Source organism: Paremcibacter congregatus (genome assembly GCF_006385135.1).
GTDB classification, from domain to species: domain Bacteria; phylum Pseudomonadota; class Alphaproteobacteria; order Sphingomonadales; family Emcibacteraceae; genus Paremcibacter; species Paremcibacter congregatus.
In genome coordinates this window covers 2,569,965-2,591,123 of the sequence record NZ_CP041025.1, presented here as the reverse complement: position 1 = coordinate 2,591,123, position 21,159 = coordinate 2,569,965, and the positions used below count along the sequence as shown (strand labels likewise).

Below are 21,159 nucleotides of genomic sequence, written 5' to 3'. Positions count from 1 at the left end.
TCAAAAAACTGGATGATTATGGTTGTATAGACATGTATGATTATTTGTTCTTTTTTTGCCGGGGAACTGCAAATCATCTGGCTGGTTAGGGATAATGGTTGTGAAGGTGACCCGGCATTTGCGTTTTGACAGTGACTGCAGCCTCCGTGGTGTCAACAGGGGCTGTATTTGTGGGCGTTACTTCGTTTGTGAACAAAAGGTGGGCTATTGAAATAGTCTTATTTTGAAATTACTTAGCCTGCGACTGGAAGGCAAGGAAGCGATCGTGTGATACGGGTGTCTGTCTGAAAATACCGGTCTGTTTTCGACCAAAGGTTAACAAAAGGTTAAAATAAAGCATTGACATCTAACCCATTGTTATATTAAATATTTTTATAATTTAAATGCATATTGAAACGATTGGATTCGGCTGTTGATGAAGGTTTCAGGTTGTAGAATCCTGTAAACGAGGGTCGGCGTAATTTTGATATATGTATGGGGGAGTAAGGGGTTCTTCTCTATTTATTAGCTTAAAAATTGGAAACATGGTCAGAGGCGACCTGAAGGAAATAGTTATGTTTGAGGGTCTGTCTGGTCGTAAAGCTTTAGTGATTAAGCATAATGGTAAGAACAAGAAGAAAGACTACTTCCCTGCTTATAAATCTCTCCTTCTCACAAGTTGTCTCTCCCTGCCTTTGATGGTATTTCCTAGTGCGTCGGCGGTTGCATCCAGCGGTTATATCGGTGTGGCCTTGGCTTTTGCCGCCGCAACACCGGGTACAATAGTGGATGATATTGTTACCCATCCTGTGTCCGGGGCAGAGGTCAAGGTAATTGACCTGGTTTTGGATAAGAATGGCACGGTCACTTATGTGGTGGTTGAGACAGGTGAGCTGCTGATGACTCAGACCACGATTGGGGATCAGTTGTATTCGACAGATCCGCTAGATACAGATGTCTATGAGATTGTGTCCGTTACTGTCAATGCCGGCACCGGATTGGTTGAGTCTGTTGATGTCAATTTGACAACAGATATCGGGGCGGACCCTGCGGTGCCGCCAACCACACGCACAGTGGTGGTGGATGAAAGCGGGGCGTATAATACGGTGCCTGATGGGGTTGAAGGGGCGCCCGGAGATGGTGAATTCATACCGCCGACGACCAATTCAGGGGCAATCCCGGAAGTTTCAGTCGGCGCGGACGGCAAGGGCGGTAGTAACGCTTACGGTGTTCGCATTTGTGCGCCCTCCTGGCTGGGTGGGGGATGCCTTGATATCGCCAAATCGGGGTCGGCCGGAACAGACGGCGCCGACGGACCTACGGTTAATCGAACCGTGTCGGCCGGGCATGGCTCTATTTCCACCGTGAGCAATAACAAAGCCGGCATAGAAGTCAGCAGTTACGGCGGCGATGGCGGTGACGGGGGCGACTCATACGGCAATATTCCGGCCTATCGCGGGGGCGACGGCGGCAATGGCGGCAATGTAACGCTGAATAATAAAGTAGACGTAACCACATCGGGAAATCATTCGAACGGTATTACCTCTGTCAGCCGCAGTGGTAAAGGCGGCGAAGGCGGCTCTGGGTTTATTTTTGCCCCCAGTGGTGACGGGGGAAACGCCCGAAAAGGGAGAACTGTTAATGTCACCAACTCGGGCACCATCAATACCACGGGCAATAATTCCCATGGCATTTATGCGTTGAGCGTTGGGGGCGCCGGCGGAGATGGCGGTAGCGGATGGGGAATCGTGGGCACCGGCGGCAGTGGTGCGGCCGGGGGCACCGGCGGCAACGTTTTCGTGACCAATGACGGGGTTATTCATACGCGCGGTATCGGCTCGCATGGCATTCTGGCGCAATCCATTGGCGGTACGGGCGGTGATGGTGGTGATGCCGGTGGGATTGTCGGTTTTGGGGGCGGCTCCACAACAGGGGGGCACGCTGGAAATGTCTCGGTGACGATGCAGTCCAACGGCTTTATCCAAACAGATAATAATTATGCTATCGGGATTATGGCCCAGTCCATCGGTGGCAGTGGCGGGGACAGTGGTAGCGCCGGAGGAATCGTGTCTTTTGGGGCTTCGGCCGGGTCGGGAAATTATGCCGGTACCGTGACGGTCACAGCCAACAATGGCAGCCAGATTAATACATTGGGGACGGGATCCGTGGGGATCTTCGGGCAAAGCATTGGCGGCGGCGGCGGCAGTTCTTCCGCCACGGGTGGTCTGGTCACCATGGGCGGCTCTGGCGGGCCTGGGGCCTATGGCTCCAATGTGACCATTAATAGTGGCGCCATTATCAATACAGAAGGGGGGTACGCTTACGGCATCTTTGGCCAAAGCATCGGCGGTGGCGGCGGTTCGGCCGGCGGCAGTGGAGGTCTGGTATCTCTCGGCGGTAGCGGCTCTTCCGGCGGCGCGGGCGGGGCAGTCAATATCACCAATCAAACGAGTGGGGTGATTTATACCCAGGGAACATTCAGTCATGGCATCTTCGGTCAGAGCATCGGCGGCGGCGGCGGCGTCGGCGGCGCATCAGGCGGGCTTGTCTCTCTTGGCGGATCAGGCAGTAGCGGCGGCACAGCCGGTACGGTCACGATTACCAATAATGGCGCTCTCTTCACGGACGGGGTGGATTCGCGCGGAATCTTTGCACAAAGTATCGCTGGCGGCGGCGGCGCAGGGGGCGGGTCCGGGGGACTGTTTTCTCTTGGCGGCGGCGGCAGTACCGGCAGTAATGCAGGGGCGGTTACGGTCACCAATAACAGTTCAGCCAATGTGACCACTCTGGAAATGGGTGCGGATGCAATTTTTGCGCAAAGCATTGGTGGCGGCGGCGGGTCCGGCGCGTCATCTGGTGGCTTGGTGTCCCTGGGGGGCAGTGGCTCCGGCGGTGGCAGCGGTGGGGCGGTGACCGTCACCAACCATGGCGCCTTATCAACAGACGGGGCGCTGGCCCGGGGCATTTTTGCGCAAAGCATCGGTGGCGGCGGCGGTTCTGGGGGCAGCAGCGGCGGCATGGTCGCCTTGGGTGGCTCCGGCGGGGTTGCCAGTAATTCAGGCATTGTGACCGTCACCAACACGGGAAGTATCAATACAGATGGTGACAAATCAAGCGGTATTTTTGCCCAGTCCGTCGGCGGCGGGGGCGGTTCCGGCGGCAGCAGCGGCGGCGCGTTTCTGACCATTGGCGGCAGCGGTGGTACAGGCGGCAATGCCGGCGAAGTCAGGGTCACGCACGGCGGCATTATCACAACTGGCGGCGATGACGCCTTCGGTGTCTTTGCCCAGGCCGTTGGCGGCGGGGGCGGCAACGGTGGCAGCGCCAATTCCGGATCGCTTTTTGGCGGTGTTGCGATTGGCGGCAGTGGCAGTCGCGGCGGCAATGGCGGTCAAGTGACAATGACGTTGAATGAATTTGATCTCGGCGGCAATATACTGCCATCCAATATCCTGACAGGGGGAGATCGGGCGACGGGTATTCTGGCACAAAGCGTCGGCGGTGGTGGCGGCAACGGCGGCGGCGCGGTTCAGGCGACGTTGGGCACATTTGCCTCTGTTTCAGTGGCGGTTGGCGGCACAGGCGGCGCGGGCGGTCTGGGCGGCGATGTCATTCTGAATGGGGACAGCAAAGTTACCACATCGGGCGAGAATGCGGCAGGAATCATTCTGCAATCTGTTGGCGGCGGCGGTGGTAATGGTGGTGCGACAGTTTCTGTATCGGCTCAGGTGGGGGTTGGCGGCGGTGCTGTTGGCGTCTCCGTCGGGGGCAGTGGCGGCACAGGAGGCCTTGGCGGAACGGTGACGTCTAATGTCACCACCGATATTTTGACCAAGGGTAATCTGTCTTCAGGGTTTGTTGCGCAGAGTGTTGGCGGTGGCGGCGGCAATGGCGGCACGGCCATTTCAGCGGTGGCCAGTATCGGGGCGGTAGGCAGTGGGGCCATCGCCGTGGGGGTTGGTGGCAGTGGCGGCAATGGTGGCGTTGGCGGCCTGACCGATGTCACGTTAAACGGCGCTGTTGAAACACAAGGCGATCAGTCCCATGCGATTGTAATCCAGTCCATTGGCGGCGGCGGCGGGAACGGAGGGATGACCGTTGCGGCATCTGCCTCCGGCGGCGGTGCGGCAAGCGGTGCGATTTCCGTGGGGATTGGCGGCAGTGGCGGCGACGGTGGCGATGCCGGCGAAGCCCGGGCCGATATCACGGCGGATGTTATCTCCGACGGTGACGGGTCCGGTGGGGTTATTGTCCAGGCCATCGGCGGCGGCGGCGGAACGGGCGGCTTGTCCGTTGCGCCATCCGGTGCAATCGGCGGTGCGGGGGGGCTGGCGGTTTCCGTCGGGGTCGGCGGCACGGGCGGCAAAGGCGGTCAGGGCGATCTGGTGACTGCGGATTATAATGGTTTCTTGGAAACCAAAGGAGATAACGCCATCGGTTTGATGGCGCAATCCGTCGGCGGTGGCGGCGGCAACGGCGGCGGCTCTGTCACGGCCTCTCTATCTGGTTCCGGCGCTGCATCTGCGGCGGTTTCCGTCGGACTTGGCGGCAGTGGCGGTAAAGCCGGGCACGGCGGACGTGTGGGCGTTGATCAGGCGGTCACGTTGACGGCGGCTGGTCAGGTTGTCACCCGGGGGGCGAATTCTGCTGGTGTTGTTGCCCAAAGCATTGGCGGTGGCGGCGGCAATGGCGGTTATAGTATTTCGGCCAGCGGAAGTCTGTCCAGCGCGAGCGGTGCGGGGGTCAGCATCGGCATTGGCGGCGATGGTGCGGGCGGTGGCGACGGCAAAGGCGTTCAGGCGACCATATCGTCGAATATCTTTACCTTTGACGAGAACTCCACGGGCTTGTTGGCGCAATCTGTCGGCGGCGGCGGCGGCAACGGTGGTTATAATATCTCCGGGGCTTTGGTCGGATCTGGCGGTGTTGGCGGGGCGATCAGTATCGGGCTCGGTGGGGCGGGCGCTGCCGGGGGGCTTGGCGGCGCGGTGGTGGCCACGTCCAGTGGCACGATCAGCACTGAAGGTCAGGGCTCATCAGGCTTCGTTGCGCAGTCCATCGGTGGCGGTGGTGGTAATGGGGGGTTCAATGTATCTGGCACCGCAGCGGCAGGTGGCATGGGCAGTGCCGGTATCAGCATCGGGCTGGGGGGCGCCGGTGGCGGGGCCGGTAATGCGGGAACAGTGAATGCAACTTCGACCGGTGACGTATTGACACTGGGAGATCAGGCGAACGGTATTTTGGCGCAAAGCATCGGCGGCGGTGGCGGCAACGGCGGGATGAATGTTTCCGGCGCATTGGCTGGTGGTGGTGTTGCCAGTGGCGCCATCGAGGTCGGCCTTGGGGGCACAGGCGGTTCCGGTGGTGACGGCGCCGCAGTCACATTGAATGTCAGCAATAATGTAACCACCAGCGGCGTGTCGTCTGGTGGTGTGATTGCGCAGAGTATCGGCGGCGGCGGCGGTAATGGCGGCCTGTCGATTTCAGCGGGCGCAGCGGGGAGTTCCGGTGCGGGCGCGGTGGCCATCAGCCTGGGCGGGCGTGGCGGGGTAGGCGGCGACGGTGATGTGGTAACTGCCAGCTATACCGGGCTTCTGGAAACCAAGGATGACAATTCAATCGGTATTCTGGCCCAAAGCGTTGGCGGCGGCGGCGGTAACGGCGGCGGGGCTATTTCTGCCTCACTGGCTGTCGGGGCCGCTGGGGCTGGTGGTGTTTCTGTCGGACTGGGCGGTGACGGGGGTGTTGCGGGGGACGGCGGTAACGCCGCCATCGACCGGGCCGTGACTTTGACAGCGGCAGGACAGGTGATCACCCGCGGAAATAATTCCGGGGCGATTGTGGCGCAATCCATTGGCGGCGGCGGCGGTAATGGCGGTTACAGTATTGTTGCTGGTGTTTACGGTGGCGGTACGGGCAGTGGCGGCGTATCTGTCGGTATTGGCGGGGACGGCGCCGGGGGCGGCATCGGCAAGGAAGTCTTTGCTGACGTGACCTCAAATATCTGGACCTATGGCACAGATTCGACGGGTATTCTGGCACAGTCCGTCGGCGGTGGCGGCGGTAATGGCGGCTACAATATTTCGTCAACAGTTTCCGCGGCAGGCACCGGCAGTGGCGCCGTGTCTATCGGACTCGGCGGCAACGGATCTGGCGGCGGCGTGGCCGGCAAGGTCATCGCCTCTTCTGCGGGAACCATTTATACAGAACAGGACCGTTCAAGTGGTTTCGTTGCCCAAAGCATCGGCGGCGGCGGCGGTAATGGCGGTTTTAATATCACCAGTACAATCACCGGCGCAGGCACCGGCAGTGGGGGCGCCAGCGTCAGTCTTGGCGGCGCCGGGGGCGGTGCCGGGGCGGCGGATACCGTTGATTTGACATCAACGGGCAATGTGGTGACAAAAGGCCATATGTCGACGGCCATTCTCGCGCAAAGTGTGGGCGGTGGCGGCGGCAATGGCGGCTTTAATGTCACGGCGGACGCCACAGGAGCGGGCACCGGATCCGGCACGGCCAGTGTTGGCCTTGGCGGCAGCGGTGGCAGCGGCGGTACGGCGGCTGCGGTGACGGTCGATGTGGATAATGATGTCTTGACGGAAGGAGATGATTCCGCAGGTGTCGTTGCCCAAAGCATTGGCGGCGGTGGCGGTAATGGCGGCTTTAATGTGACGGCCGGTTTCTCCGGCGCAGGCACGGGCAGCGGTAGTGCGACAGTCGGCATCGGCGGCAGTGGTGGTGACGGTGGTCTGTCCAGTACGGTTGACTCCGCTATCACCGGGAATGTGACCACAATCGGGGGAAATTCAACAGGTGTTCTGGTGCAGTCCATCGGTGGTGGTGGGGGTAACGGCGGGATGTCCGTTTCCGGAGTAATTTCGATTGCCGGCACCGGCAGTGGCGCGGCGAGCGTTGGTATTGGCGGCAGCGGCGGTGGCGGCGGCCTGTCCGGCGCGGTAACCTCTCAAGTTACCGGCGGGGTGGTTACGGGGGGCGACAACGCAACGGCCGTGGTGGCGCAATCCATTGGCGGCGGGGGCGGTAACGGCGGCCTTACAGTGGCGGGAACCTTTGCCGGGGCCGGTACCGGCTCAGGCGGGGCATCCTTTGGCATGGGGGGCTCCGGCGGCGGCGGCGGCGCGGCCAACACGGTTATGAATACGGTTATCGGGGATATCACCACATTGGGTGATGATGCGCGCGGTATTCTGGCGCAAAGCGTCGGCGGCGGCGGCGGCACCGGGGGCATGGCCATTTCCGGCATTATTGCTGTTGGAGGAACCGGTAGTGGTGGGGCGAGTGTTGGCGTTGGCGGGTCCGGCGGTGACGGTGGTGATGCGGCCACGGTAACCAACCGTTTTGAAGGTTTGATGTCTACAGCAGGGGCGGGCGCGACAGGCGTTACGGCGCAATCCATCGGCGGCGGCGGCGGCGCTGGCGGTATGACAGTGGCGGCGACGATAACCGGTGCAGGTAAAGGCAGCGGCGGGGCTGCGGTTGGTGTTGGCGGATCTGGCGGTGGCGGCGGTCGTGCTGGTGTGGTTGACAATACGGTGGTTGGAACAATTCAGACGGCCGGAGATCAAGCAAGAGGCATTCTGGCGCAAAGCGTCGGCGGCGGCGGCGGCGCCGGTGGCTTGACGGTCAGCGCGGCGGTGAATATGTCCGGTACCGGTGGCGGCGCGGTTAGTGTCGGGGTTGGGGGCTCCGGCGGCAGTGGCGGCGATGCTGATGTGGTGGCCAGTACGCTGCTCGGGGACGTTTATACTGACGGTCTTGGCGCGACAGGTGTCACGGCGCAGTCCATTGGCGGCGGTGGCGGCAGCGGCGGTCTGGTGGTTTCGGCGGCCGTGTCAGCGGCAAAAACCGGTAGCGGCGCATTGGCAATCGGGGTTGGCGGCTCCGGTGGTGATGGCGGCTTGTCTGCCAGCGCATCGAACAATGTCACGGGGTTTGTACAGACATTGCAGGGCTATTCAACAGGCATCCTCACCCAGAGTTTGGGCGGCGGCGGCGGCAGTGGCGGCACGACAATTGCCGGCAGCCTTAGCGGAGCGAAAGAAAACAGTGGCGCGGTCGCGGTTGGCGTAGGCGGCTTTGGCGGCGGCGGCGGTGACGGCAGTGCCGCCAGCAGCAATGTTACGGGCGGTGTTGTCACTAGAGGAGATAACTCTCTGGGCATCCATACCCAATCCATCGGCGGCGGCGGCGGGGCCGGGGGGCTGTCTGTTGCACTGGCCATGAGCATCAGCAAGAAAAATGGCGGCGCTCTTGGCGTTGGTGTCGGCGGTTTTGGGGGAGCAGGGGGCGATGGCGGTACAGTCATCAGCACTGTCGCGACAACTGCGGCGCATACACTTATTGGCACCACCGGTCTGAATTCTTCGGCGATTGTGGCGCAGAGTATTGGCGGCGCCGGAGGAACCGGCGGCACAAATATTGCGGGAGCGGTTAATATTACGGGAGAAGATGGCGCGGCCATCGGCATCGGTGTGGGCGGCTTTGGCGGCGGCGGCGGTCATGCCAGCACGGTTACAACCAATGTGACGGGCGCTGTTGTCACGGAACAGGACGGATCGCACGGTATTCTGGCGCAAAGCGTTGGTGGTGGCGGCGGTGCCGGGGGAACGAATGTGTCGGGCTCTCTGAATATCACCAATAAAGGCACCGGCGGTTCTGCGGCCATCGGAGTGGGCGGTTTTGGCGGCACTGGTGGTGATGCGGATGCGGTGTCGGTGACCTATGACGGAACCATTGCCACCAATTCGACCTATGATCCTGCTATCAAAGGAGAAACGGCAACAGGGGCCAAGGGTATCTATGCCCAGAGCCTTGGCGGCGGCGGCGGAGATGGCGGTATCAATGTCAGTGCGGGGTTGTCGTTTGCTTCAAGCGACGGCGATGGTCATGCGTTGGTGATCGGTGTGGGCGGCTTTGGCGGCGGCGGCGGTAACGCTGGCGCGGTCGGCGTGGCCGTCACCGGAGACAACAGTATCATGACCGGGGGTGATTACAGTACCGGCATTTTCGCCCAGAGCGCCGGCGGTGGTGGCGGCAATGGCGCGATCAATGTCAGTGGCGGGATCGTCTCGGATGCGCCACTTATTTTCGGCGTCGGCGGTTTTGGTGGAGAGGCCGGAACTGGCGAAGACGTGACGGTTTTGGCCAATACCACAATTGTGACCAACGGTGACCGGGCGTCGGCGATTTTCGCGGAATCCCGTGGCGGAGGCGGCGGCGAAGGCGGCCTGAACATCAGTGGCACCATTTCAGTAGCGAAAGACTCAAAAATTCCGACTGTTACCATGGGCGTTGGTGGCTTTGGCGGGGCGGGCAACATCAGTCGTGATGTGTCGGTCAGCCAGACTGGTCTTCTTCAGACTGAAGGGGAATGGTCGCACGGAATTCATGCCTCTTCCATCGCCGGAGGGGGTGGAAACGGTGCCTTGAATGTGTCCGGCAGCGTCAGCAATTCCAGCAATCCAAACCCCGCTGACCAGAAAGATATTTCTATCGTGGCCGGGATCGGCGGTTTCGCCGGGGACGGGGCCAATGCGGGTAATGTCGCCGTGGATTCGACGGGGCATATCACAACAACCGGGGACCAGGCCCGGGGAATTTTTGCCCAGAGTCTGGGCGGCGGCGGTGGCAGCGGCGGGATGAATGTGTCGGGAAATATCGCCAAAGACAGTTCTTTGGTCAGTATGGGCATCGGCGGCTTTGGCGGCGGCGGCGGTCATGCAGGTGATGTGAATGTCAATCGGGGCGAGACTGGCGCGGCGGCCGGCACCATCAGCACGACAGGACAGGGGGCTTACGGGATTGAGGCCAGCAGTATTGGCGGCGGCGGCGGCGATGCAGGGATGAATTTCATCGTCGGAGTCAGCCTGGCGAAAGGCAGCGGTTCAGGGGGATCTGGCGGTTCAGGCAGCGGTGGCAGCAGTGGGCGCAGTACGCCGGAACATACCGGCGTGGATGATAGCGTTCTGACCAGTTATAACAGCGTTCTGGATGAGCTGGAGGGCAAGTCCTCCAGTGATTCAGAAGATGCGGGTGACACAGAAACAGGCAGCAGCGCCTATGCAGTGCAGCTGGCCATTGGCGGTTCCGGGGGGGATCCGGGACACGGCGGTGTGACTGAAGTGGCGAATATCGGTGATGTTGTCACGAATGAAAAAGACAGCCACGGTATTCTGGCGCAGTCCATTGGCGGCGGCGGGGGCAATGCATCCTTTAATATCGCAGTGACCTATATTGACGAAGATTCCCGTAACAAGGGACTGAATGTGGCTTTGGGGGGCTCTCCGGGAGATGGGGGCAATGGGGGCGAAGTCACGGTGGATCATGAGGGAGCGATTGAAACCCATAGCAATAATTCATACGGCATTCTGGCGCAGTCCATTGGCGGCGGCGGCGGAAATGTAGGTTATGATATGGCGACAGGCTTTTCCTCGGGCGGCAAGCTGAACGTAAAGATTGGCCGCGAGGGGGGCATCGGCGGCACCGGGGCGGATGTCAGTCTCACCTCGGCTGGCAGTGTGATGACCCATGGGGACACTTCCTACGGTCTTTTGGCGCAATCTGTCGGGAACGGCGGCGGCAACAGCTCTTCGACATCTGTGAGCGTTTCTGCCCCGAAATCCACAGAAACAGCCATTCGCGGAGCTTCTGTAGCCATCGGTCTTGAAGGCGGAATGGGGGGAACTGCCGGTAATGTGATGTTGAATGCGTCCGGCTGGGTCAGCACGGATGGCAGAGATGCGCATGCTATTTTCGCGCAAAGCGTCGGCGGCGGCGGCGGCAATGGCGGCAGTGCCTCGGGCACGGTATTTAAATCGTCCAAAGCGGCCTTGTCCCTTGGCGGGAGCGGCGGCGAAGGGGGAACCGGAGGGAATGTCGACCTGAACAGTTCCGCCAATGTAAGGACATATGGCGCCAACGCCATGGGCATTCTGGCGCAGAGCGTCGGTGGCGGCGGCGGTAATGGCGGCATGGTAAAGTCCGGCGGAGTACAGACGAAAGAAGGCTCCAGCATTCTGATCGCCGTGGGGGGCAGCGGGGGCACCGGTGCCGCCAGTGGTCTGGTTGATGTGGAAAATTCCGGCGTTGTCATTACTGACGGTGAGGGGGCGCATGGCGTTCTGGCGCAAAGTCTTGGCGGCGGCGGTGGCAATGGTGGCATGGTGATCAATACGCTGTACAATCAGGATGCAACCAAATCCACAGTCATGTTAATCTCTGTTGGTGGCGATGGCGGCGTCGGGGCGACGGCTGATGCGGTAACGGTTACCAATACAGGTGGCATCGGGACGGACAAGGATGACTCCGTTGGTATTCTGGCGCAATCCATTGGCGGCGGCGGGGGCAATGCCAAGCAGGTCATCACGAACTCATCTTCTGCAAAAGGCGCGGGGAATAAAATCTCTATCGGTGTCGGTGGCACCGGCGGACAGGGTGGTACTGGCGGAGCTGTAACGGTTTCAAATCTGAGAGACAGTGGTGGTGCAGCCGCGGCTATCATTACCAATGGCAATCGCTCTCATGGCATCTACGCCATGAGCATTGGCGGCGGCGGCGGTAAGGGAAGTTCCATAGCGACGAATAATACGGCCAGAAATGCCGGTGATACCACGACAAATGCTGTGGCTTTCACCCTTGGCGGCAGCGGGGGAACAGGCGGAACTTCCGGTCTGGTTACGGTGAATAATACCGGATCTATCATTACCACCGGTCATATTTCCCACGGGATCATCGCCCAGAGCATTGGCGGTGGCGGGGGCGATTCAGGCCTGACCATGTCCGGAAATATGGTGAACGGGAGCACAAGCACCAGCAACAATCTCAGCAGCATGTCGATCGGCGGGTTCGGGGGCGATGGCAATATATCTGGTAATGTCACCGTCAACAACAGTGGCGCCATTGAAACGATCGGTAACGGATCCTATGGGATTTTTGCCCAGTCCGTCGGCGGCGGCGGCGGAAATGGTCGACTGACGATGGCGTTATCCCCTGACTTGCTGGCCAATCCAAAGGAAGATCTGAAGAAATCGTTGATGAATATTGCCGTGGGTGGCTTTGGCGGCGACGGGGCCGATAGTGGTGATGTTGTGGTTAATCATACTGGTTCCATTATTGTGCGCGGGGACGATACTTATGGAATCTTCGCCCAAAGCGTTGGTGGCGGCGGTGGCACGTCAGGCTTCTCGGTTTCAAGTCCTGTATGGATGGCGGCTGATTACTTCTTGCCCATGTTGCTCGGCAGTAAAGACGGGAGCGAGGGGACAGCCGGGACGGTCACCATCAATACGGAAGGCGATATCACTGTTCTCGGTCGTAATAGCGTGGCGCAATTCTCGCAAAGCATTAATGGCGGGGGTGGCGAGGTAAATCTCTACCTTGATGTCAGCGAGACAGCGGCGGCGTTCGGAGAGGATAGTGTCGAGTTGCCGGATAACGGCGGTATTGTCGATAAAGTAAAAGGCGCGATCACCAGTGTTATCGAACTGGGTACGACATTTGCGGAAGATCAGGGCGCGTCGCTGATTGAGGCCAGCCATGTCGGTGATCTGGTAACGGCGGCGGAAAATTCGATTGCCTCCCTGACCCAGTCCGTTGGCGGTGGCGGTGGCGTCAGCACCATAGACATGACAGTGAATGAGGAAGCCCGGATTGATCTGGAGACTGCGCTGGGCGGGGCGGAAAGCACCAACAGCGATGGGGGTGATGTGGTTCTGACCCGTACAGGGGATGTGGGAACACAGGGAAAAACCTCTGCCGGCACCTCGGTTCAGTCCATTGGGGGGGGCGGTGGTCTTCTGCGGATCGACATCAATACCGTCCCGGTTACAGAAGCCCAAGCCGAACCCCAAGCCGAAGCTAGCGGAACATCTGTTCAGACGGCCTCTTACACTCAGCGGACATTGGCTGCGGGGATAAAAACGCCGGCGGCGGTCGAACAGGGCAGTGCGACGGCGACCTTGTCCCTGGGGGCATCGGCGAGTTTCGGGAATGACGGTGGTGTGATTGATCTGGCCTTTACCGGTAATACGGAAACCCAGGGGGATCGTTCCCAGGGGATGATCATTCAAAGCCTGGGTGGCGGTGGCGGCGATGTTCGCCTGACCGGCCTTGATAGCGTTGCGATTACACTGGGGGGGACCGCCGGGAATACTGGTCAGGGCGGTGTGATCAGCTTACAGAACGACGGCAGCATTCTGACCACCGGCGATTTGGCGCATGGGGTGGTCCTGCAATCCATTGGCGGTGGCGGCGGCGCGGTCTTTACGGATTTGGCGGCAGAAAATGTCACGCTTTCCTTAAGCGCCGACAACAGCGGCGACGGGGGTGATATCAGCTTTACCCAGACGGGTACTGTGGTTACCCAAGGGGCTGATTCTTTTGGTATTCTGGCGCAGAGTCTGGGCGGCGGCGGCGGTATAGTCGACCGCATCCATATGGGCAGCGCTGGCGGCGCCGGGCGTTCCGGTGATATTATGCTGACACTGAAGGACAGCGTCGCTGCCGAAGGGGATCGGGGTGTCGCGGTGTTTGCCCAATCAGAAGGTCAGGACGGTCAAGGTGATATCACGGTCACCCTGAGCGCGGATAAATGGATTATGGCGGGGACCGGGGGCGTTGGCCTGTGGTTATCCGGCGGGGACAATAACCATTTTGATAATCTGGGGTCTGTCATGACGCTGGACGGACTTGACGGCATGGGCGTTCTGGCGACAGAGGGCAATGATCTGGTCGATAACCGCAATCTGTTCTATGGACAATTCGATCTGGGGCAAGGGGTTAATCAGTTTATCAACCACGAGGGCGCGACATTCGTGCCGGGGACAACACTTTCCGTTGGCAATTCGGCAAGTGTTGTGACGAATGAGGGGCTTATGACCCCGGGTGATATGCAACTGGCCCAACGCACTGACCTGACGGGAAGTTTCGTCCAGAGCAGTACTGGTGTCATGCTATCCGAACTTGATTTTGTGTCGGATAATATAGATCAGATCCGTGCGAGCGGCACGGCTGACCTGAATGGGGAAGTTGTTGTCAGTCTGCTTAACCCGCAGGCTGTGCGGGCCGGTGAGTTCAGTAAGGTGCTCTATTCCGGGGAAGAAGGGGTGACCGATAGTGGCCTTTTCTTGACAACCACATCGTCTCAAGTCATCACCTACGACTTGTTCTATCGGGGGGAAACAGAAGCCATGCTGGGCTATGAGGTTGACTTCGCTGTGAACGGGACGGGAGATAATCTGAGTGCGGTAGGTGAATATATTAATAGGCTGCAGAATGCCGGAAGCAGTCCTGAGCTCGCGAGTGTCATATCGACATTGCTTTACATTCCGGACGAGGCGACTTACCGCCAGGCAATTTCTCAAATGTCGCCTGACTTCTATGGTGAACATCAGGTTGAAATGGTTGTCAGTCAACAGGACTTTGCACAGGCCATGATGAGTTGCCGCCAGGCTGGCGGAGTGCACCGGTTTACCCGGGAAGGCAGCTGTATCTGGCTGCAGGGCGACAGCTATCAGACAACCCGGGCAAGTTTTGACGATTACAAAAGCTCTACCAGCAGCGGTAACCGGTTCAGCCTGGGCGTGCAGAAGACATTTGCAAACGACTGGTCTGCAGGGGTCGCTCTGTCGCGGCAGGATCATGAGTCAAATGGTTATGCCGGGGCCTGGCAGTCCAGAGGTATGACAAAGCAAGTGGGGATGTCCGTCAAATACCGCAGTGGGCCAACCAAGGTGGCGCTGGCGGCGTCCTATGGGTGGAATAATACGGATACCAGTCGTCGCGGGCATTTGGTCGAAAGCTTTTATACTTCTGTCGAGCGGCATATGAAGATCATGGGCGGGCAGCTGCGTCTGTCCTATGATATTGAGGGAAAACCTGAAAATGTCTATGGACGCCCTATTCTTGAGGCGGGTGTCAGTCATGTCAAGACGGATGCGGCTCAGGAAGCCGGGGCCGGCGCAATCAGTCTGGTTCTTCCTGGTCATACGGAAACCGACCTGTGGGTAAGCCCAGGGTTTGAAGTCGGCGCAGAATTCAAATTAAGCGAAGATCTGAACATGCGGTTGTTTGCCAGTATTGCCTTGAAGCATTACCTGACGGATGGAAATTCGACGGTTCTTGCCGGATTGGCTGCTGCGCCTGATGGTATCGACCCGATCACGGTTTCGATGGGGCTTGGTCAGGATTCCTGGGTGGCGCGCACGGGGATTGATTTAACGTTGACGGAAAACCTTTCATTGCGGTTGCAATATAATCGTACTGTTGCTGGTCATGTTACGACAAACAGCGGGCTGATGAAATTGGCGCTGCCATTTTAATCCGGCAGAGTTAAGGGGGGCAGGTTTACGCAGAAAAGAACTTGTCCTGGATGTCATGTCCTCATCCTGTTGTGAACAGGGTGAGGAGCCATGCCCCCGGAGTAGGCAAAGGCCTTACCATTTGCAATAAAACTTCAGCTGATGTGTGGTGATCAGTTCTTTAAAGTCATTGAGTTTTTTTTGTCGGCAGTAATTCTGGGCGAGTGACAGGATGATTTTGTGGTCTTCCGATGCTTTGTCGCCCAGGATTTTTTTATTCAGGTCAAGCAAGCGGATCAACGTGGCTTCCTCTTCTTCATAACGATGGGTCAGACTATAAAGCAGCGCGAGCTGTTCCGTATAAAACAATGCCCTGAAAGGATCAGGCGGTTCGGCTTGCGATACGGCGATATTTTCCTGAATCAAAGGAATGGAATCTTCGTAGTTCTCAAGAGAAATCAATAGTTTATAATAGAGGTTTCGGCTGGTGAGGCTTGTCGGATGGGATAGGCCAAGGTGACGTTTTGACAGCATATAGCCGGTCTTGATCCGATCGGCAGCCTCGGTTATGCGACCGGCCTTGTCGTAATATCTGTTGAGGTTTTTAAGTAAGCTGATGTAGCGGTAATTGTTTTCCACATCAAGGGTGCGGCTGGCGGTGAGCATCTGTTCGCCGTACCGTATGGCGCGGGACCATTTGTTATGTTGGGCGGCGCGATCGGCCTTCAGGATAATCTGTCCCAGTTTCTTCTCGGTCCAGACATTTTCTCCGGCCGAAACAGGGCCGGTGGAGATGAACAGCAGCAGAGCAAGGAGATATAAGACTCTAAAATGCACCAAAATTTACCATAATTTATACGTTGCGGATTTATTATAAGTTTTTTTTCAACCGAAAGATAGCCACCTGTTTTTCAATGTCACGGATTGAGCGACTGGCCGTTTGCTGAAGGAGCTTTGTTAAAATAAAATGATGGATAATCGCGTTCCGTTCGTCGTAGGGTGGGTAAGGGAATATCTGCGTGGCGTTCCCATAGGTGTAGAGAGGCGATAAAAAGCACTCATGAAACATAAAAATGAAGAGACACTCGACGACTGGTTCCTGAATGCTGTGTTGCCCCATGAACCGGCGCTTTTGAGGTATCTATATCGTAACTGGCGGGAGAATCCTTCTGAGGTCAAAGACTTATGTCAGGAAGTCCTGACCAGAGTTTATACGGCCGCCCGTCAGGAGAGGCCGCAGCAGATCAAGGCATTTATCTTCAGTACAGCACGCAATTTGATGTGCGATCTGGCGCGGCGGGCGCAAGTGGTGCGGATTGACAGTGTGATGGATGTAGAAAGTCTGAATGTTCCCAATGATGGTGTGGGGCCGGAAGGACAGTTCTCGGCCCGGCAGGAACTGATTCTGCTGCAGGCGGCAATGGAAACCCTGTCTTCAAAATGTCAACGGGTGATAGAAATGAGACGGGTATATGGATATTCGCAGCGAGAGACGGCAAAGCGCCTGAATATTTCAGAGGCGGCAGTTGAATCGCATATACAAAGAGGCATTCAGCGCCTGTCAAATGCGCTGCAACATATTTCAGAAATTGCGGCATCTAAATGTGATGCCAAGGGCGGCTATGCTGCTCATAAGGAGAATAAGACGTGACACAATTATCAGGTGGCGCATTTCTTCCCTCAGCCGAAGAGATCGAACGGGAAGCCGCCACATGGCTCGCGAAACTGGACAAGACCCATAACGGTAAGGGGGTAACTGTTGATCTGGAGGCTTACGCCGCCCAGGATCCGGAGTTTGATCTCTGGTTGAAGGCATCCGTGGGGCATCGCGTGGCGCTTCTGCGTTTGCTGTCTGTATGGAAACGGACAGGGCGTCTGCAGTCGGCAATGCCGGCCAATGAAAGCCTGGCCGAGGTGCTTCCGCTGTGGAGCCGTGTTGGTCACAGCAAGGCCTGGGGTGCTCTTGCGGCCTCTATCCTGATTATTTTCAGCCTGATCAGCATGAATTATTATTTGGCAGAACCTGCCATGACCGTATATCAGACAGCCCGAGGCGGGCAACAGCTTGTGCCTTTGTCTGACGGGTCACGGATTAACCTGAATTCGGATACCCGGCTTGACGCAGATATGACCGCGGGGGAGCGGATCATTATTCTAGAGCGCGGAGAGGCTTTCTTTGAAGTGTCCCGCGACGAAAAAAGACCTTTCAAAATTTATACCGGCAACGAGGTGATTACCGTGCTGGGGACGAAGTTTGCGGTGCATCGGCGGGATCATGGTGTTGAAGTCGCCGTCACGGAAGGCCGGGTTCAGGTAGAGTGTTTGAGTTTCAAATGTGATTCCACGGCTTCTACAGCGATTATGACAGCCGGGGATGTGGCAAAAACCGATAACGGGCATTTGCTGGTTGAAAACAAGGGGGTTGATGCGATCGCCCGTGACCTGAGCTGGCGCCAGGGGTTTATTGATTTTGACCAGGCAAGTCTGGAGGAGGCGGCGGAAGAGTTCAATCGTTATAATGCCATTGAGCTGGTGATCGAAGATGCGGATATTGCACGGATTCCGGTAAGTGGTAAATTCAGAACCGATAATCTGGATGCATTTGTGCGGTTTTTGACCGAAGGTTTTGGATTTCAGGTGGTGAGGAAAGACACTCAAATTCTGGTTTTCAGATAAAAATGATGATCGTGCGCTGGAAAATCTGATGTCATTCGTCTTGGGATATGGTGGGCAATAAAACGATTACGACACCACCAGTCGCATAAACCATAGAGGAGGATCACAAACATGAGACATTATTCCACACGACCGTCATCTACACCGTTCCGCAAACCGAATAAATTTAAAACATCCCTTGTCGCGGGTGTCAGTCTGCTCGCCGTATGTGAAGGCGGTGGCGCACAGGCCCAGGTACATACCCTGAACTACAGTCAGCCTCAGGGCGAGGTTAACGTCTTTCAAATCGAGGCCGGTGACCTGAAAACGGCCCTGAACGCATATATCGAACAATCCGGCAAACAGCTGATTTACCGTGATGACCAGATACGGGGTGTCACGACCATGGGGGCTGCGGGATCTTTAACCAATAAAGAAGCTCTTGTTCAGTTGCTTACCGGATCACAACTTATCATGCGCCGGGATTCTTCGGGTGCGGTGCTTGTGGTGCTTGATGATTCTCATACCAAAGCGGGCTGGCAAAAAATTGCCTATACTTCGGATGCGGAAAAAGCCGCAAGTCTTGATGTCTATGAAGAAGATGAGCAGCAGGAATCCACAGGCAAGGTTACAATTGACGAGATTGTTGCCGTTGGTTCCCGCCGGGCCCAGGCCCGTTCGGCCCTGGAAGCCATTGTTCCGGTAGATGTGATCCGTGGGGATGACCTTTCGGCGCAGGGCAACACAAATATTATTGATGTTCTTACGTCTGTTATTCCGTCCCTGAGCGCCAATCGTGAACCGATCAGCGATGCGGCGACCATGGTGCGGCCGGTGAACCTGCGGGCGCTGCCGTCAGACCACACGTTGGTGCTGGTGAATGGCAAACGTCGGCATCGGGGAGCCGTACTCGGGGAATTTGTCTCGGGTGTCAATCGTGGCGCGCAAGGAGCGGATATCACGCCTCTGTTCGGGGCGGCCCTGAAACAGGTTGAAGTCCTGCGGGATGGGGCCTCGGCGCAATATGGTTCTGACGCCATTGCCGGAGTGATCAACTACGCGCTTCAGGATGATCCGGAAATCCGTATGATCTCGGCGCAATATGGCAGCTCCTATAAAGGGGATGGGGATACCTGGGAGGCTTCTGGCGCCCTTGGCACCCATGTCGGGGACGAGGGTTTTGCTGTTCTGTCGTTTAATGTCAAGGATGCCAGCCCGACAAGCCGGGGCGTTCAGGACGGGGAAGGGACCAACAGCGGTGCCGCCGCGTTGGCAGCGGCCGGTTTCCCAGTGGCTGACCCGGTTGTGGTCTGGGGCTCACCCGAAGTCAAAAATGATTATAAAATTATTGTCAATGCAGGCCTTCCTGTTGGGGAAGCCGAACTGTATACCTTTGGCAACTATGCCACCCGTGATGTGGATGGCAGCTTCTTTTATCGCAATCCGACCAACAGGTCGGGTGTGTTTGCCGCAGGTGGCAATGTGTTATTTGGAGACACCACAGGAGACGGGGGGTGTCCGACCGGACCATTGCCAACATCTAGTTTCGGCGATGCTGAGGCCTTTATCAACAGTGCGCCGGCCAATTGTTTTGCTTTTCAATCGCTGTATCCCGGCGGGTTCACGCCGCGGTTTGGCGGCACAGTTGAAGATTATAGCGCCACAGCGGGTGTTAAGGGAGAGTTTGGGTTTGGTTTGATCTATGACGCCAGCATCAGTACGGGGCGCAATGATGTGGATTACCGGATATCAAATTCCCTGAATGCCTCACTGGGGCCTGATACACCAACAGATTTCAATCTCGGTCGTCAGGTACAGTCAGAAACCGTCGCCAATGCCGATTTTAATTACCCGGTTAAAATGGAAGGATGGGCATCAGACCTGAATGTCGCCTTCGGGATGCAGTATCATAAGGAAACCTTTGAAATAGTTGCCGGTGATCTTGCCTCCTATGAAGTTGGGCACTACATTGATCAAGGTTTTTCCGCCGGGGCCAATGGCTTTCAGGGGTTCAATGCGGATGTAGCGGGCAAGTTCAGCCGCAACAGCATCAGTGGCTATATTGATCTGGAGGCGGATATCACCGATCAGTTTATGATGTCTTTTGCCGGCCGGTTCGAAGATTTCTCTGATTTTGGCAGTACGGTGAACGCCAAGGTAGCGTCTCGGTATAACATCAGTGAAAATTTTGCCGTTCGCGGTGCCTTCAGTACAGGTTTCAGGGCCCCGACACTGGGACAATCCAACCTGCAGCGTTCTTCGACGGCTTTCAGCGGGGGGCAGTTGATCGAACAGCTGGTGATCGCCAGCACCAACCCGATCGCCGAGTTCTTTGGCGGGGGGCAGCTGGACCCTGAAAAGGCCCGTAACTGGAGCATGGGAATTGTCGCGTCTGTCGGAGAACTTGATATCACATTGGATTACTTCAGGATTACGGTGAAAGACCGGATTTCCCTGACCTCTGCAGATATTGATGATGCCAGCCGCGCCGCTCTGGTCGCCGCCGGTAATCCGGAAGCCGCCACCATCAGCAATGTCCAGTTCTTCGTCAATGATTTTGATACCCGGACGCAGGGACTTGATTTGGTGGCCAATTATAAGAAAGATTGGGATGATTATGGTCAGACCAATGTTACTCTGGCGTTCAATTATACGGATACCAAGGTGACCAATCGCGGGGCGACCATCGGAGACGGACGTGAACGGGAAATAGAAGATGCGTTGCCGAGTACCCGGGCGACCATGACCTTTTCTCATGATGTGGACAAGTTTAACGGCATTTTGCGCTTTAACTATTTTGGCGAGGCTTATGAATCGCTGTTTAACGATTCCACTCTGCCGGTGACCACCGATGCGCTGGTTATTGTTGATGCGCAATTGTCTTATCAGATCACGGAAAATCTTGACGTGGCTGTGGGGGCGAAAAATATCTTCAATGCTTATCCGAAGGAATGGGAAACTGCGGGCTTTACCGGACGTGATGGCGGCTTTCTGGGGGCGATCTATCCTCTGAACCACCCGGCGGGCTTTAACGGGGGCAGCTATTATGTGCGTGTCACGGCGAACTTCTAAACTGACGTGATTTAAACGAAGGCGCATCCCCCGCCTTCGACCTGTGCACCCGAGGATGGAATGTTTCCCGTCCTCGGGTTTTTTGTATGGAATTCCTGCGATGATCCACGAGGCTGTAAAAGACAGAGACAGGAAATCT

Annotated in this window: 5 protein-coding genes; 4 read left to right on the top strand and 1 reads right to left on the bottom strand. The window is 57.4% G+C overall.

The genetic code is table 11. From position 1 onward, the window contains the following. Nucleotides 1–554: 554 nt before the first annotated feature. The gene (locus FIV45_RS11625) at nucleotides 555–15,314 is read left to right on the top strand and encodes an autotransporter outer membrane beta-barrel domain-containing protein (RefSeq protein WP_099472077.1); all 14,760 of its coding nucleotides are present in this window, start codon (nucleotides 555–557) and stop codon (nucleotides 15,312–15,314) included. Between the two features lie 114 nt (nucleotides 15,315–15,428). Here the strand turns inward: FIV45_RS11625 and FIV45_RS11620 are convergent, their stop codons facing one another. Next, on the bottom strand, nucleotides 15,429–16,130 hold the full coding sequence (locus FIV45_RS11620) for a hypothetical protein (protein ID WP_099472078.1): 702 nt from the start codon (nucleotides 16,128–16,130) through the stop codon (nucleotides 15,429–15,431). Nucleotides 16,131–16,353: 223 nt separating this feature from the next. Between FIV45_RS11620 and FIV45_RS11615 the strand changes: the two genes are divergently transcribed. The 3 genes from FIV45_RS11615 (at nucleotide 16,354) to FIV45_RS11605 (ending at nucleotide 21,020) form a co-directional block, all read left to right on the top strand. Further along, nucleotides 16,354–16,944, top strand: a complete 591-nt coding sequence (locus FIV45_RS11615; protein ID WP_099472080.1) for an RNA polymerase sigma factor — start codon at nucleotides 16,354–16,356, stop codon at nucleotides 16,942–16,944. After that, the gene (locus FIV45_RS11610) at nucleotides 16,941–17,969 is read left to right on the top strand and encodes a FecR family protein (protein ID WP_099472081.1); all 1,029 of its coding nucleotides are present in this window, start codon (nucleotides 16,941–16,943) and stop codon (nucleotides 17,967–17,969) included. Before FIV45_RS11615 ends, FIV45_RS11610 begins: the two co-directional genes overlap by 4 nt. Nucleotides 17,970–18,080: 111 nt before the next feature. Next, complete coding sequence (locus FIV45_RS11605; RefSeq protein WP_099472082.1) at nucleotides 18,081–21,020, top strand: TonB-dependent receptor plug domain-containing protein; 2,940 nt, start codon at nucleotides 18,081–18,083, stop codon at nucleotides 21,018–21,020. The last annotated feature ends 139 nt before the right edge of the window (nucleotides 21,021–21,159 follow it).